This is a genomic window from Flavobacterium frigidum (assembly GCF_048286735.1).
Lineage (GTDB): Bacteria > Bacteroidota > Bacteroidia > Flavobacteriales > Flavobacteriaceae > Flavobacterium.
Genome location: NZ_JBLVPU010000011.1, coordinates 49,915 through 64,832 on the forward strand (window position 1 = coordinate 49,915; position 14,918 = coordinate 64,832).

Below are 14,918 nucleotides of genomic sequence, written 5' to 3' on the forward strand. Positions count from 1 at the left end.
GTTTTATTCTAATGTCATAAAGTAAAAATTCTTAAAGCCAATTGATGGACTTTAAAACTTTTTACTGTAAGACTAATTGATATATATCGTTTCTTTAGACAAATACGATTTTCCATCGTATTGCCATTCCATATTAATGTCCCATCGACCGCCTGCCAAACTTTTTTTAGGTATGAGCAAAGTAGTAGCATTAGATAGTGAAATTGGAATTTCAAAATCTAATTTTTTGTTAGACGGTCTGTAAAGGGACACTTTACCTTTAATTTTCTTTGGATCAAAAACTGTTGGAAAAACTATTTCAATTCCGTTTGCGACACTTGTAATTGTTGGCTTTTGCATCAAATCAGCTGCGTTTTGTATACGTGCCATTTCATCTCCAAAATGTGCATCATGCTTGTAATATTCTTCTACCACTAACTCATTATCGTATTTTGAATCGGATTGAACCGTAAAAACAAAATACAAAATGAAGGTTATAAACAAACCAAAAGCGATTACGATTCCTGTTCCCCAGCTAATTTTCATACTATTATATTTATATTTTGAACCTTGAATTTCATACTATTTAATCAAAACTTCGCGGACTTAAAAAATTAGTAGTCGCTGTTTCAATTTTTTTATTTCCATTATACACCTCAATTCTCAGTTTTGTTTTATCATTTTCTAATAAATTTTGGTTGATTTCAATAAACAGTGTTCCATCATTCATCCCTTGTCTAGGCACTTTTAATTCTTGTTTTCCAACCACTTTCAAACTTCCATTTATACCCACAAGTTTAAAATGGATATCATCAAAGTCATTATTGGTTTTATTGATAATTTTAAAAGTATAAATGTTGCTAATATTATCGCCTTTATGCTGAAATAATTGTCCTGGCAATCTTAAAACGCTGGCTTCAACATCAGAACGCAAGAACAATAATCCAATCAAAATTCCTGTTAGAATGAATAATACTGCTGAATATCCTTTCATTCTAGGGGTAAGCTTGAACGCTACTTTTTTCTCAATTTCATCCTCTGAAGCATATCTAATAAGTCCTTTTGGTAAACCAACGCTATCCATAATTGTATCGCATTCATCAATGCAAGCAGTACAATTGATACATTCCATTTGCGTTCCGTTACGAATGTCAATTCCAGTTGGACAAACATTTACACATTGTTTACAATCTATGCAATCGCCTTTTCCAGTTGTCGCTCTATCCTCTTGTTTGTTGAATTTAGCACGGCCTACTTCTTTTTCGCCACGAACAAAATCATAAGCCACATTTATCGATTTATCATCTAATAAAACCCCTTGCAATCTTCCGTAAGGACAAGCTATAATGCAAACCTGTTCTCTAAACCATGCAAAAATAAAATAGAAAACTCCTGTAAAAATCAATAATGAAATCAGCGTGCTCACATGGTTTTCTGGTCCTTCTTCAATCATTAAAAGCAACTTGTCACTACTGATAAGATAAGCCAGAAAAACATTGGCAATAAAAAAAGAAATGATTAAAAAAATTGTCCATTTGAAGGCTTTCTTTCTTATTTTTTCCCCATTCCAATCTTGTTTTTCCAAACGAATTTGGGCACCACGATCGCCTTCAATCCAGTATTCTATTCTACGAAAAACCATTTCTAAAAAGATGGTCTGTGGACAAATCCATCCACAAAATATCCGTCCAAAAATCACTGTAAAAAGGATGACAAAAACTACCCCGATTATCATAAAGAGCACAAAAAGATAAATATCCTGAGGCCAAAAAGGAAAACCTAAAATATTAAATCGGCGTTCTAATATATTGAACATCATGAACTGATTCCCATTTATCTTTATAAAAGGATTCGCAACAAGGACTATCAGTAAAAAATAACTCACCCATTTCCTGTAATCATAGAACTTTCCTAAAGGCTTTTTAGGAAAAATAAATTTTCTGTTTCCTTCTAAATCAATAGTTCCTATGGTATCTCTAAATGCTTCGTCTGGTAATTTTGACATTTTTTTTTATTTAAAACACAAGTTCAAAATAATTATTAAAATTCTTAAGCTAAATAAAAACGTGTGTTTCTAATTGTTATTTAACTGCAACAGTACTCTTTTTTTCTACCCAAACCTCACCTTCTGGAGCTTTGGCATCTGGTGGATTACTACCTTTTAAGGATAAGATATAACTGGCAACTTTTTGCATTTCTTTAGGTTTCAATGTGCCTTTCCAAGAAATCATTCCTTTTCCGTCACGTCCTCCATTTACTAAAGTATGAAATACATTTTTTATTCCGCCCCCTAAAATCCATTGATCATCCGTTAAATTTGGTCCAATTTGTCCACCACCGTCAGCTCTGTGACAGGCCGCACAATTGATTGTAAATATTTCTTTTCCAGCTGCTAAATCTGTAGGATCTGTCAATAAGGTCACCGTTTTTTCATCCATCATATCCGGTGCGGTTTTCATGTATTCTGCAATATCAATTTTGGCTTGAGCGACTTCTTTTTTAAGCTCCATCTCTTGATTATCAGCTCCCAAAACTTCGTATCGAACCATATAAACAACTCCAAAAACAATTGATGCATAAAACAAATACACCCACCATGGTGGCAAATTGTTGTCAAGCTCTTTGATGCCGTCATAATCATGATCTAATAAAAGCTGACCTTCACTTTCTAAAGGTTCAGTTTTAGTCAATTTTGCCATCAATTTCTTGTACCATTCACTATCCTTGAAACTTAAATCGCTAACTGCATTTAATTGGATTTTTTGTTCCTCGGTCAACAAGTGATACGTAATAGTATCTACTGCACTCACGGTAATTTCAATTGCTATCAAAAGAAAAAGAAACACAAATAAGAAAACGGAAACAATTGGAAATTTTATAAAAGCAGGTTGATCTCCTGAATCGATAAAATACTCCATCGCCATCATGACGGCAAAGAAAATAACAGGTACCCTAACGTATACTGGAATTAATTTTTTCATTTTCTAAATTTTAAAAAATTATACTATTTAATTATCTCTCAATGGAATTTGACTCAATTCACTTATCGTCTCTTTCTTATAGGAGAACACCCATAAACCAAGACCCACGAAAAAGAAGAAAAAAATTAATAATGATACGATGGGATATATCGCCACACCTTCAATAGTTTCCATATTGTGTTTTATTTGTTCGAACATGACTTTTATTTTTTAGTATTATCTTTTACTTTAATATCGGTTCCCAATCTTTGCATATAAGCAATTAAGGCAACGATTTCTCTTTCGTTCATTGGAACAAATTTCTCTCCTCTGGCTGCGGCTTTTTTCTTGCTTTCGTTATAACTTTTTACAAAATCGGGATCATTTTTCAAGTTTTCTTCAATAGCGACAGCTTGTTTTCTTAAATCATCTAAACCACTTGCAATTTGACTTTCTGTGTAAGGAACTCCAAGTGTCGCCATAACCTGCATTTTCTTTTGAGTCAAAGAAACATCCATTGGTTTATTGTCGAACAACCATTTGTAACCTGGCATAATAGATCCTGCAGATATACTTTGCGGATTCCAGAAGTGGTTAAAGTGCCAATTATCATTGTATTTTGCACCCACTCTTAATAAATCGGGACCTGTACGTTTTGATCCCCAAAGGAATGGATGATCGTATACATATTCGCCTGCTTTAGATTGTGGTCCATAGCGCTCTACTTCACTACGAAAGGGACGAACAGACTGCGAGTGACATCCTACACAACCTTCACGGATGTATAAATCACGTCCTTCTAATTCTAGTGGAGAATACGGTTTTACACTGGCAATGGTCGGAATATTCGATTTAACCATAATCGTGGGAACAATTTGGATAACACCTCCAATTAAAATTGCAACCGTTGCCAAAATGGTTAATTGAATAGGTTTTCTTTCTAACCAAGGGTGAAATTTCTCTCCTTTTACTCTACCCGCACTAATTTTGATTAACTCAGGAGCCTCCGCTAATTCGTCTTCAATTTTAGAACCCAATCGAACCGTTTGAATAATGTTATACACCAAAGTAAACATTCCAATTAAATAAAGGGTTCCGCCAATAGCTCTCATCCAATACATTGGCATAATTTGAGTTACTGTTTCCAGAAAGTTACCATACGTTAAAGTTCCGTCTGGGTTAAATTGTTTCCACATCGATGCTTGTAAAAAACCAGCAACATACATTGGAATAGTATATAATATGATTCCTAAAGTACCAATCCAAAAATGGAAATTTGCTAACTTAAGAGAGTATATATTACTTTTAGTCATTCTAGGAACCAACCAATAAATCATACCAAAAGCCATAAATCCGTTCCAAGCCAATGCACCTACGTGAACGTGAGCAATAATCCAATCTGTATAATGCGCGATAGCATTTACGTTTTTTAAGGATAACATCGGACCTTCAAAAGTTGCCATTCCGTAACCGGTAATAGCTACCACAAAGAATTTCAAAACTGGATCTACGCGCACTTTATCCCAAACCCCTCTTAATGTTAATAATCCGTTTATCATACCACCCCAAGAAGGCGCTAAAAGCATAATTGAAAAGGCAACACCTAAATTTTGCGCCCAATTTGGCAAAGCAGAATATAATAAATGGTGTGGTCCTGCCCAGATGTATATGAAAATCAACGACCAAAAGTGAACAATTGACAGTCTGTAAGAATACACAGGGCGATTCGCCGCCTTTGGTATAAAATAGTACATCAATCCTAAGAAAGGTGTCGTCAAGAAAAACGCAACCGCATTATGACCGTACCACCATTGTACCAAGGCATCTTGAACCCCTGCGTAAACGGAATAACTTTTCATTCCAGAAACCGGTAATGATAAACTATTGAAAATATGTAAAACTGCAACCGTTACGAATGTTGCCAAGTAAAACCAAATCGCAACATATAAATGGCGCTCTCTACGTTTTATAATAGTTCCAATCATATTGATACCAAAAACAACCCAAATTAATGCAATTGCGATATCAATTGGCCATTCTAATTCGGCATATTCCTTAGAAGAACTATACCCCAACGGTAATGAAATGGCTGCTGCGACAATGATTAATTGCCAGCCCCAGAAATTAAGATTACTCAAAAAATCACTGAACATTCTGGCTTTCAACAAGCGTTGCAAGGAATAATAAATACCCGCAAACATAGCGTTCCCTACAAAGGCAAAAATAACCGCATTGGTGTGTAAAGGTCTTAATCGACCGTAACTCAACCACGAAATCCCATCGGTAATATTTGGAAAAAGAAACATAAAGGCCAATGTAAGTCCTACTAACATTCCTACTACTCCAAAAACAATAGTCGCGTAAATGAAGTTTTTTACAATTTTGTTATCATAATAAAACTGCTGCATTTCCATAAATAAAAAAATTAAATGATTGAAAAATTTTAAAAATTACTGTTGAATATCACAAAGTCTAGTCACTTTTGACTTTTGGTTTTTCAACTTTCGGCTGTATTAATTCGTCGTCAAATAGCATTCTAACTGAGGGGGTGTAATCATCGTCATATTGGCCTGTTTTTACTGCTCGTATAAAAGCAATAAAGAAACCAATGGCGACTATTATACTGATGGAGATTAATAAATAAATGACACTCATACCTTAATTTGTGTTACCAAAGTTACTTTTACGTTTTTGAGTAAAATATGACATTTGTCATACTTACTAATATCTGTTAAATCTATGTGAAAGCACACCTCAAAAACGTATACAATTCTATTTTTTATTTGCATAATAACTACTCATCACCGTAACAAAACTTACAATGGTTATTGTACTCAAAGGCATTATAATGGCTGCAACCAGAGGCAATAAATTCCCAGTAATCGCAAACGATAATCCCACTACATTGTATAATAAGGAAAGTCCAAAACTCATTTTGATAGTAGTAATTGAATTCTTTGATAATTTCAAGAAATAATTCAATTTTTGAAACTCGCTGGCATCCAAAATAGCATCGCAAGCCGGTGAAAAAACATTAACATTCTCAGAAATGGAGATTCCTACATTGCTTTGCGCTAAAGCCCCGGCATCATTCAATCCATCTCCTACCATCATTACATTTTTGCCGTTTTGCTGTAAGTTTTTAATAAATTCTAATTTTTGTTCCGGTTTCTGATTGAAAATTAACTCCGTGCCTTTCGGCAAAAGTTGTTCTAGAGTAGCGTGTTCTCCTTCATTATCACCCGATAAAACTATGATTTGATAGGTATTGCTTAAATTTTTGAAAAGATTTTCAAGTCCTTCTCTATATTGATTATTGAAAATAAATTTCCCGTAATACACATCATTTATCTTTAAGTGAACCGAGGTATTCCCCTCCCCTCCCGACGCTTCGGGACTCACCAAAGAGGAGGGAGACAAAACAGATAATGGCGGAGTACAAAATTCTAATGAACCTATTTGAATTATATTCCCTTCTATTTTTACTTTAATTCCTTTCCCTGTAATCTCTTCAAAATCATCAATTTTTAATCTTTTCATTTCAGGTAAAAAGTCATAAAGCATTCTACTCAATGGATGGTTTGATCCACGAAGTGCGTTTTTTATCAATATTAAATTTGTATCAGTCTCTACTGTTTTTTGCTCCCCCAAATGGGAGAGGTTGGGGGAGGATTCGTAAGAAATTTTCGATTTTTTATTAGTGGTAATCGTTCCTGTTTTATCAAAAACAATGGTATCTACTTTCACCAATTGTTCAATAACCAACGCATTTTTGAGATAAAATTTCTGTTTTCCTAATATTCGCAATACATTCCCAAAAGTGAATGGTGCCGTCAATGCCAAAGCACAAGGACAAGCAACAATAAGTACTGCCGTAAACACATTGAAAGCGGTATTAGCATCAATAAAAATCCAATAACCAAATCCTGCAAAAGCAATCAGTAATAAAATAGGTGTAAAATAACGGCTAATGCTATCCGTAATCGTTTTGTGCTTTTGCTCTACATTTTTTTGGAATACATCATTACTCCATAATTGCGTCAGATAACTTTGGGAAACAGCATGTAAAACTTCCATTTCAATTACTTTTCCTATATGTTTTCCTCCTGCAAAAACTTTGTCTCCAGATTGTTTAGCAATAGGAATCGCTTCTCCGGTTACAAAACTATAATCGATTTCTGCATTTTCTGAAATTAGAATGCCATCAACGGGAATGAGTTCTTGATTTCTGATGAGTAATCGATCACCTTTTTCAACGTCGTAAATCGCCACACTTTCCTCTGATAAATCCGAATTAATTTTGGTAATTGCTATCGGAAAATAGGATTTAAAATCCCTTTCGAAACTCAAAAAACTATAGGTTTTGATTTGGAACATTTTCCCTAAAAGCATAAAGAAAATCAATCCGGTTAAGCTGTCGAAAAAACCAGAACCGTAATCCATGACGATATCAAACGTACTTCGCACAAACATCACCACGATTCCCAAAGCAATAGGAATATCGATATTAAGCATTTTCGTTTTAATACTTTTATACGCTGATACATAATAACCACTCGCCGAGTAAAAGAAACTTGGTAACGCTAAAGCAAAAATCAACCAGCGGAAAAAGCCACGGTATTGGTCTAACCAAAATTCTTTTACTTCAAAATATTCTGGAAACGAAAGCAACATAATATTCCCAAAACAAAAGAAAGCAACGCCTAGTTTATAAGTCAAACTTCTATCTACTTCATCACTTCCCGTTTCATAATTTTCTAAACTAATGTAGGGTTCATAACCAATAGAACTCAATAAATAAACAATCGTTTTAATAGAAACAACTTCTGGATTGAAGGTGATTCGGACCCTTTTTTCGGGAAAATTAACCTGTGAAATGCTTATTCCTTTTTGAAGACGCTGTAGATTTTCCAGAATCCAAATACACGAGCTGCAATGAATATGTGGAATACTAAGTGAAATAATTGCGGTTGAATTTTCTTGAAATTCCAATAATTTGGATGCAATACTCTCATTGTCTAAAAAATCATATTTACCAGTACTATCTTGCGGGGTTGCTCCAGGGGACTTTTCAAAATCATAATAACACGTCAAATCATTCAGACTGAAAATTTCGTATACCGTTTTACAACCGTTACAACAGAAATTTTTAGTATCAAAAATAATTTCGTCTTCTTTAATAATGTCTAACCCACAATGGAAACAGTTTTGTGTGTCCATAACTTTGCTCATTTTACCTAGAGCAAAGTACTTAAACGATTGTTAATTAAAACATGACATTTATCATATTAATGAGTTAGTTTTGTTCTGTAAATAAATCATAAGCAATATGAGCAAATGCGAACAATGTATCGTCAGAGAATTTAGCTCTTTAAAAGCCTTAACTAAAGATGAATTATTAAAACTTTCTAGCTGTAAAACATCCCATATTATCAAAAAGGGAGAAGTTATCTTTGAGGAAGGTGAGAATGTGAATGGTATCTACTGTATCAAGGATGGTGTGTGCAAACTAACCAAATTGAGTGCAAACGGCAAAGACCATATTGTAAAATTAGTTACTAAAGGAGAATTACTAGGACAACGCTCGATGATTAGTGATGAACCGGTAAACTTGAGTGCCGTAGCTCTAGAAGATATGCAGGTTTGTTTTATTCCAAAGTCGGAAGTGATGGGGTACTTTAACAAAAACAATCAGTTTTCGATGAATGTGATGAAAAGTATTTGTGGGGATCTAAAAGAAGCCGATGATCACATGGTGAATTTGGCCCAAAAAACCGTCAAAGAAAGGTTAGCCGAAACGCTGCTTTATTTAAATAATACTTTTGGAAAAAACAAAGATAATTCTTTGAAAATACAACTTTCAAGAGACGAATTAGCCAGTATAATTGGCACTGCCACTGAAAGTTGTATCCGTTTACTCTCCGATTTTAAAAAATTAGGTTTGATAGAATTGACAGGCAAAAAAATTATTTTAAAAGATATCAATGCGCTAAAAAAACTAGCAGAATAGCTCCATTAATTTTGCTCTTTCTTATTCATTACAAAATAGTACACCGGTATACCAAGTGCAACTATACACAATCCTAATCCCGTATTGAACGTATCATAAATCAATAATGTGAAGCAAATTGCTACTGTTACTACAATATAAAGTGCAGGCACAAATGGATAACCAAAAGCTTTGTAAGGCCTATCCGCATTAGGTTCTTTTTTTCTAAGAATAAATACGCCCAAAATAGTTAGGATATAAAACAACAACGATGCAAAAGTTGCGTACGTTAATAAATCCCCAAATTTTCCTGAAATACAAAGCACACAAGCCCAAATACACTGCACCCAAAGCGCTTTGGCAGGAACCTGATTTTTATTTAACTTCGTAGCTTGTTTAAAGAACAATCCATCTTTTGCCATAGCAAAAAACAATCTTCCTCCTGAAAGAATTAATCCGCTATTACAACCAAAAGTGGAAACCATGATTAGCGCAGCCATCACAAAAACACCTACATTTCCCATAATCATGCTTGCAGCCGCCGCGCCTACTCTATCGTTACTGGCAAACATGATTCCGTTATTTACAATATCAGCAGCGTTTGGAGTTCCTTGCATAGGTAATAAAGCCAAATACGCAATATTCGCTAAAACGTATATAACTGTTACTATCAAAGTTCCAAGAAATAAACTGCGAGGAATATTCTTTTTTGGTTCTTTAATTTCTCCAGCAATAAAAGTAACGTTATTCCAAGCATCACTAGAAAATAACGAGTTGATAATCGTTGCTCCTGCAGCACCCAAAATTGCCATTCCTGCTAATTTTGTCACTGTCACGGTTCCGTCAGGATTCATGATCGTTTTGCTGGCTTCCCACATATTTGCAAAATTATTGGACAAAACATCCGTTTGTAAACCAACATACAATCCTAAAACAATCAATGCAAAAAGTGCAATTAGTTTAGCCGAAGTGAAAATCAATTGAACCGTTTTCCCGCTTTCAACTCCTTTGGTATTGATGTATGTTAGCAAAATTATACTGAAGATCGCCAATACTTTCTGGTACGAAAAAACAAAACTAGTACCAACCGTAAACAGCGTTTGATCTAAAACAGGAAAGAAGATGGCGGCATAATTCGCAAAAGTAACTGCAATTGCAGCAATAACACCCGTTTGAATTACTGTAAAAACGGTCCAGCCATATAAGAATGAAACTAATCTGCCGTACGCGCGTTGAATGTAAACGAATTGCCCGCCTGCATTAGGCATCATTCCTGCCAATTCGCCGTAACTTAGGGCTGCAGCGACTGTAATTAAACCTGTCACTACCCAAATGACCAATAACCAAGCAGCGGAGCCAATATCCCTAGCCATTGCTGATGTTACAATAAAAATTCCAGATCCTATCATGGAACCAGCTACTAAACTCGTGGCATCTATTAATCCTAAGGAACGTTTTAACTCGGTTTTATTTTCTGACATGGGTAAATTAATTATTTAAAACTGGATACTAATCCCGAAATATCGAGACTGAAATCTGAACACTGATTACTATAAAAACTGAAAACTATAACTTCTTCGCTTCTTCCCAAAAAATATCCATTTCAGCTAAAGTCATATCCATTAAGGGTTTTCCTAAATCTCCCGCCTTACTTTCTAGATATTGAAAGCGTTTGATGAATTTTTTATTTGTACGTTCAAGGGCATCTTCAGGATTTACATTTAAAAAACGAGCATAATTGATCATGGAAAATAAAACATCCCCATACTCTGCTTCAATTTTATCTTGATCACCTGCTTCAACCTCAACTTGTAATTCTTCTAATTCCTCTTGGACCTTATCCCAAACCTGATGTGGTTCCTCCCAATCAAATCCCACTCCTTTTACTTTATCCTGTATTCGGCTGGCTTTGACTAAGGCTGGTAAACTTTTTGGAACACCTTCTAAAACTGATTTCTTACCTTCCTTCAACTTTAATTTCTCCCAGTTTTGCTTTACTTCCTCTTCATCTTTAACCACTACATCACTATAAATATGTGGATGACGATGAATTAGTTTATCACAAATTTCATTGCACACATCAGCCATATCAAAATCACTCGTTTCGCTTCCTATCTTAGCATAAAAAACAATATGCAATAGCAAATCTCCCAGCTCTTTTTTGACTTCATTTAAATCATTGTCCAAAATGGCATCGCCCAATTCATAGGTTTCTTCTATAGTAAGATGACGCAACGTTTGCATGGTTTGCTTCTTATCCCACGGACATTTTTCACGTAAATCATCCATAATGTCCAATAATCTTTCGAAAGCTTGCAATTGGTTTTGTCTTGAATTCATCAGAAATTATTTTTGGTAAAAATAAAAAAATCCTGTTCAGAAAATAGCTGAACAGGATTAAATATTATTGTTAAGTAGTATTACTCTTTTTTTGCTTTTACTTTTTTAGCTGGAGCTTTAGTTTCTGGAGTTGTTACTTCTTCTTCAGAAGTTGCAGTAGTTTCAGCTGCAACTGGCGCTTCATCTACAATTAACCCTTTTGCTTGCAACATATTGTACCAATTTAGGATTTTTTTTATGTCTGAAGGATATACTCTTTCTTCATCATAATCTGCTAAAATTTCCTTGAAATAAGCAGTTAATTTTCCGTTTTCCTCTTTATGAGAAATTGCTTGCTCTTTATTTTCTTTATCTGCAATTGTTTGCATGATTTCAGCTAAAGGTTTCTCGCCTTCATAGGTATAAACTGAAATCTCAGATAGTAAGCTTACATTACTTTTTAAGTTTACTGTGATTTTTTTTCCGTCTAATAACGACTCTGCTACAAACCCAGTACGTGTTTGCACTTTTAATACATATAAACCTGGTTTACCAGAAATGGCTAATATTTTTTCTAAATTCATGTTTTGTGTAATTATTATTAAGAATTTGACTTATTCGTTTTTCATTTAGAAACAAATTTCATACCAAAAATAAAGTACTAAAATTGTTCTATCTTCCTTTTTTAGCAAAAAATTTCATTCGGTACTCTTGAAAGGTTTTCCCTTCTAAGATGTTTTTTAATTTCTTTTGGTTCAATCTTTTTTTCAATGAGGAAATCTTATCTGTGAATAATATGCCTTCAATATGATCGTATTCATGTTGGATTACTCTGGCTATTAATCCGTCAAAAACTTCCGTTTTAGTCACAAAATCTTCCTCACAGTATTCAATTGTAATTGTTGGATTTCTGTATACATCCTCTCTTACATCAGGTATACTTAAACAACCTTCATTAAAGCTCCATTCTTCTCCTTCTTCTTTTATCATTTTAGCATTGATAAAAGTTCTTTTGAATCCCTTTAATGCTTTTTGCTCGGTATCATTTAATTCTTCATCATCGCTAAACGGCGTAGTATCGATTACAAATAATCGCAACGCTAATCCTACTTGAGGTGCGGCAAGTCCGACACCATAAGCATTGTACATCGTTTCGTACATATTAGCAATCGTTTCTTTCAAATTAGGATGTTCTGGTGAAAGCACCTCGCCTACTTTTCTTAAAACTGGATCACCGTAACCTATAATTGGTAAAATCATTGTTTTTGTATTAAGTATTATCTACTGTAATTAGGAAAAAGATCCCATTAATTCAGTGTGCAAAAATAGTAAAAAATTAGACATTGCGTGAACCTCTGTTAATTATTAGCTAATATTTAAAATTTAAGCAAAAAGAGCGTAACAGATCCTTTGCATCGTTCGTACAAACCTTATCTTTGTACCAATATCATTATATGTTTTACAAAATCCAAAAAATTATCGACAGCACCAATTTTACTAGTGCTTTAAAAGTTACATTAGCGGCAGTTATCCCTGTTCTATTATTCACTTTCTATGGTAATTTTCAAATGGGTTTTGCTATGGCTCTAGGCGCAATTTTTGCATATCCAAGTGATATTCCTAGTAGTATTCAACATAAAATAAAAGGCATTTTAGTTACTTCTTTTTTAGTAGCGGGACTCCATTTACTAGTTAATCTCATTTATCCTTTTCCCTTTATTTTTTATCCTTTTTTAGCGGTGTTAATCTTCATTATTGCCATGCTGTCGGTATATGGGCAAAGAGCCAACATGGTTTCATTTTCCTGTTTGATTGCCGTTTCATTAGCATTTGCGAGTATCAGCACGGGTTGGTCAATGGTCATACACTCAGGTTTAATTCTTTCAGGTGGGCTGTTCTATTTACTTATTTCGATTATTTTTCAGTATCTAAGACCGCATCGCTATGTTGAATTACAGATTGCTGATTGTATAAAACTTACCGCTAAATATTTAAAACTTCGAGGCGATTTATGGACTGTAACTGCCGATAGAAAAGCTATTATCGAGAAGCAACTACATCTTCAAGTAGAGCTTAATACCATACATCAAAGCATAAGAGAAGTTTTAGTCAGCGGACAAGGTACTTCAGGATCTTCCAATCAAAACCGAAAAATGCTACTTGTTTTTATCTCATTGGTAGAGATTTTAGAATTGGCTTTATCTACAGCATTTGATCATAATACGTTACATCAAAAATTCGATGACCATCCGAAAGTGTTGCGCTCCTATCAAAACTTAGCCTATTCACTTGCGACTAGTCTAAAACAATTATCAAAAAGTGTCAAAAAAAGCACGACATACATTTATAAGTCTACTTTGTTGCATGATATGCATGCCTTACAACTTTCAATAGCAGCTTATGAAAATGAATTAGGGAAACAAAATGCTTCCGAAGGCGTTTTTATGTTGACAACAATGCTACAATATGCTGAAAAACAAGTAGAAAAGATTAAAATTGTAGAGCGTGCGTTCTCTCCTAGTTTTAGCGCACATGATTGGAAAGGAATTGACAAGGATCTTGAAAAATTCCTCAATCCGCAATACTATCCATTAAGTACTTTAACCCAAAATCTTAGTTTTTCATCTACGATTTTTAGATATTCCATGCGATTAACCATAACCTTAATGACGGGGTTTATTATTGGTAAATTTGTATCATTCCACAATGAATATTGGATATTATTGACCATAATTGTAATCATGAGACCGGGTTATGGCTTGACGAAAAAGCGATCTTTTCATCGTTTAATTGGCACTGTGTTGGGAGGCATACTCGCATTTGGAATCCTTTACCTTGTAGACGATAAGAGCATTATTGGTGTTTTTTCTATTGCTTGCATGCTATTGGGATTTTATTTTACGCAAGTCAATTACAAAATAAGTGCCACATTTGTCACCATGTATGTTGTATTTATTTATGGAATCATTACACCAAATATTAGTGATTTAGTGCAGTATCGAATTCTGGACACAGTGATCGGAGCAGTTTTGGCATTTGTTGCAAACCATTTTTTATGGCCTTCCTGGGAATTTCTAAATGTGCGAATACATCTAGAAAAAGCAATCAAAGCCAATCAAATTTATCTTCAAGAGATAGCTACTTTTTATAATAAAAAAGGAAGTATTTCGACTTCCTACCGTTTGGCTCGCAAGAATGCCTTTATTGAAATAGGTAATTTAATGGCTTCTTTTCAACGTATGACACAAGAACCCAAATCGAAGCAAAAACAATTGCCACTAGTTTACAAACTGGCTGTTTTAAATCATTCGTTACTTTCGTCTTTAGCGTCATTGGGAACTTACATCCAATCACACAAAACGACAACAGCCTCTGAAGCATTTAATGTAGTTGTTGATACTGCTATTAAAAAACTTGACAATGCCATTTTTCTTTTGAATGAAAATAACACGAAGCTTCAAGAAAATATTTTAATGGAAGACTTGGAAATCCGATTTACAGAACTAAAAAATATTCGTGAAAAGGAATTGAAGCAGGGAATTGCAATTGATGAAGAGGCGTTTCAATTAAAAATGCAAGAAGCTCAATTAGTGATAGAGCAGTTGATGTGGCTGACGAACCTCTCAGAAAACATTGTAAAAAACATCAAAATATTATTAAAAACTTCATAA

General features: G+C 34.2%; 13 protein-coding genes. 2 read left to right on the plus strand and 11 right to left on the minus strand.

Features of this window, described 5'->3' with window-relative positions; genetic code table 11:
* Positions 1-72 precede the first annotated feature (72 nt).
* The 7 genes from ACNQGO_RS08305 to ACNQGO_RS08335 all read right to left on the minus strand — a co-directional run bounded on the left by ACNQGO_RS08305 (position 73) and on the right by ACNQGO_RS08335 (position 8,159).
* On the minus strand, positions 73-525 hold the full coding sequence (locus ACNQGO_RS08305) for a FixH family protein (RefSeq protein ID WP_417984971.1): 453 nt from the start codon (positions 523-525) through the stop codon (positions 73-75).
* Positions 526-565: 40 nt separating this feature from the next.
* Positions 566-1,984, minus strand: a complete 1,419-nt coding sequence (gene ccoG, locus ACNQGO_RS08310; protein ID WP_417984972.1) for a cytochrome c oxidase accessory protein CcoG — start codon at positions 1,982-1,984, stop codon at positions 566-568.
* A gap of 76 nt (positions 1,985-2,060) precedes the next feature.
* Positions 2,061-2,960, minus strand: a complete 900-nt coding sequence (locus tag ACNQGO_RS08315; protein WP_417984973.1) for a cbb3-type cytochrome c oxidase N-terminal domain-containing protein — start codon at positions 2,958-2,960, stop codon at positions 2,061-2,063.
* 27 nt (positions 2,961-2,987) lie between these two features.
* The gene (locus ACNQGO_RS08320; RefSeq protein ID WP_417970813.1) at positions 2,988-3,158 is read right to left on the minus strand and encodes a CcoQ/FixQ family Cbb3-type cytochrome c oxidase assembly chaperone; all 171 of its coding nucleotides are present in this window, start codon (positions 3,156-3,158) and stop codon (positions 2,988-2,990) included.
* 5 nt (positions 3,159-3,163) lie between these two features.
* A complete protein-coding gene (gene ccoN / locus ACNQGO_RS08325; protein ID WP_417943788.1) occupies positions 3,164-5,353 on the minus strand; it encodes a cytochrome-c oxidase, cbb3-type subunit I in 2,190 nt (729 codons plus the stop codon).
* A gap of 58 nt (positions 5,354-5,411) precedes the next feature.
* A complete protein-coding gene (ccoS, locus tag ACNQGO_RS08330; RefSeq protein WP_417984974.1) occupies positions 5,412-5,594 on the minus strand; it encodes a cbb3-type cytochrome oxidase assembly protein CcoS in 183 nt (60 codons plus the stop codon).
* A 117-nt stretch (positions 5,595-5,711) separates the two neighbouring features.
* On the minus strand, positions 5,712-8,159 hold the full coding sequence (locus ACNQGO_RS08335; protein ID WP_417984975.1) for a heavy metal translocating P-type ATPase: 2,448 nt from the start codon (positions 8,157-8,159) through the stop codon (positions 5,712-5,714).
* Between the two features lie 109 nt (positions 8,160-8,268).
* Here ACNQGO_RS08335 and ACNQGO_RS08340 point away from each other — a divergent pair, with 109 nt between their 5' ends.
* A complete protein-coding gene (locus ACNQGO_RS08340) occupies positions 8,269-8,949 on the plus strand; it encodes a Crp/Fnr family transcriptional regulator (protein WP_417984976.1) in 681 nt (226 codons plus the stop codon).
* A 5-nt stretch (positions 8,950-8,954) separates the two neighbouring features.
* Here ACNQGO_RS08340 and ACNQGO_RS08345 read toward each other — a convergent pair whose 3' ends face one another.
* The 4 genes from ACNQGO_RS08345 to def form a co-directional block, all read right to left on the minus strand.
* Positions 8,955-10,409, minus strand: coding sequence for an APC family permease (locus tag ACNQGO_RS08345; protein WP_417984977.1), 1,455 nt, complete (start codon positions 10,407-10,409; stop codon positions 8,955-8,957).
* Between the two features lie 85 nt (positions 10,410-10,494).
* Positions 10,495-11,268, minus strand: coding sequence for a nucleoside triphosphate pyrophosphohydrolase (gene mazG / locus ACNQGO_RS08350; protein WP_417984978.1), 774 nt, complete (start codon positions 11,266-11,268; stop codon positions 10,495-10,497).
* Positions 11,269-11,348: 80 nt separating this feature from the next.
* Positions 11,349-11,831, minus strand: a complete 483-nt coding sequence (locus ACNQGO_RS08355; protein WP_417979063.1) for a DUF5606 family protein — start codon at positions 11,829-11,831, stop codon at positions 11,349-11,351.
* 88 nt (positions 11,832-11,919) lie between these two features.
* Positions 11,920-12,507 (minus strand): peptide deformylase, encoded by a 588-nt coding sequence (gene def / locus ACNQGO_RS08360; RefSeq protein WP_417943781.1) that lies wholly within the window; start codon positions 12,505-12,507, stop codon positions 11,920-11,922.
* A gap of 194 nt (positions 12,508-12,701) precedes the next feature.
* On the opposite strand from def, the gene ACNQGO_RS08365 reads away from it, so the two are divergent.
* Positions 12,702-14,918, plus strand: a complete 2,217-nt coding sequence (locus tag ACNQGO_RS08365; protein ID WP_417984979.1) for an FUSC family protein — start codon at positions 12,702-12,704, stop codon at positions 14,916-14,918.

Coding starts and splice junctions, on each gene's coding strand:
- ACNQGO_RS08305 (WP_417984971.1), bottom strand. CDS start 525: ATGAAAATTAGCTGGGGAACAGGAATCGTAATCGCTTTTGGTTTGTTT.
- ccoG (WP_417984972.1), bottom strand. CDS start 1,984: ATGTCAAAATTACCAGACGAAGCATTTAGAGATACCATAGGAACTATT.
- ACNQGO_RS08315 (WP_417984973.1), bottom strand. CDS start 2,960: ATGAAAAAATTAATTCCAGTATACGTTAGGGTACCTGTTATTTTCTTT.
- ACNQGO_RS08320 (WP_417970813.1), bottom strand. CDS start 3,158: ATGTTCGAACAAATAAAACACAATATGGAAACTATTGAAGGTGTGGCG.
- ccoN (WP_417943788.1), bottom strand. CDS start 5,353: ATGGAAATGCAGCAGTTTTATTATGATAACAAAATTGTAAAAAACTTC.
- ccoS (WP_417984974.1), bottom strand. CDS start 5,594: ATGAGTGTCATTTATTTATTAATCTCCATCAGTATAATAGTCGCCATT.
- ACNQGO_RS08335 (WP_417984975.1), bottom strand. CDS start 8,159: ATGGACACACAAAACTGTTTCCATTGTGGGTTAGACATTATTAAAGAA.
- ACNQGO_RS08340 (WP_417984976.1), top strand. CDS start 8,269: ATGAGCAAATGCGAACAATGTATCGTCAGAGAATTTAGCTCTTTAAAA.
- ACNQGO_RS08345 (WP_417984977.1), bottom strand. CDS start 10,409: ATGTCAGAAAATAAAACCGAGTTAAAACGTTCCTTAGGATTAATAGAT.
- mazG (WP_417984978.1), bottom strand. CDS start 11,268: ATGAATTCAAGACAAAACCAATTGCAAGCTTTCGAAAGATTATTGGAC.
- ACNQGO_RS08355 (WP_417979063.1), bottom strand. CDS start 11,831: ATGAATTTAGAAAAAATATTAGCCATTTCTGGTAAACCAGGTTTATAT.
- def (WP_417943781.1), bottom strand. CDS start 12,507: ATGATTTTACCAATTATAGGTTACGGTGATCCAGTTTTAAGAAAAGTA.
- ACNQGO_RS08365 (WP_417984979.1), top strand. CDS start 12,702: ATGTTTTACAAAATCCAAAAAATTATCGACAGCACCAATTTTACTAGT.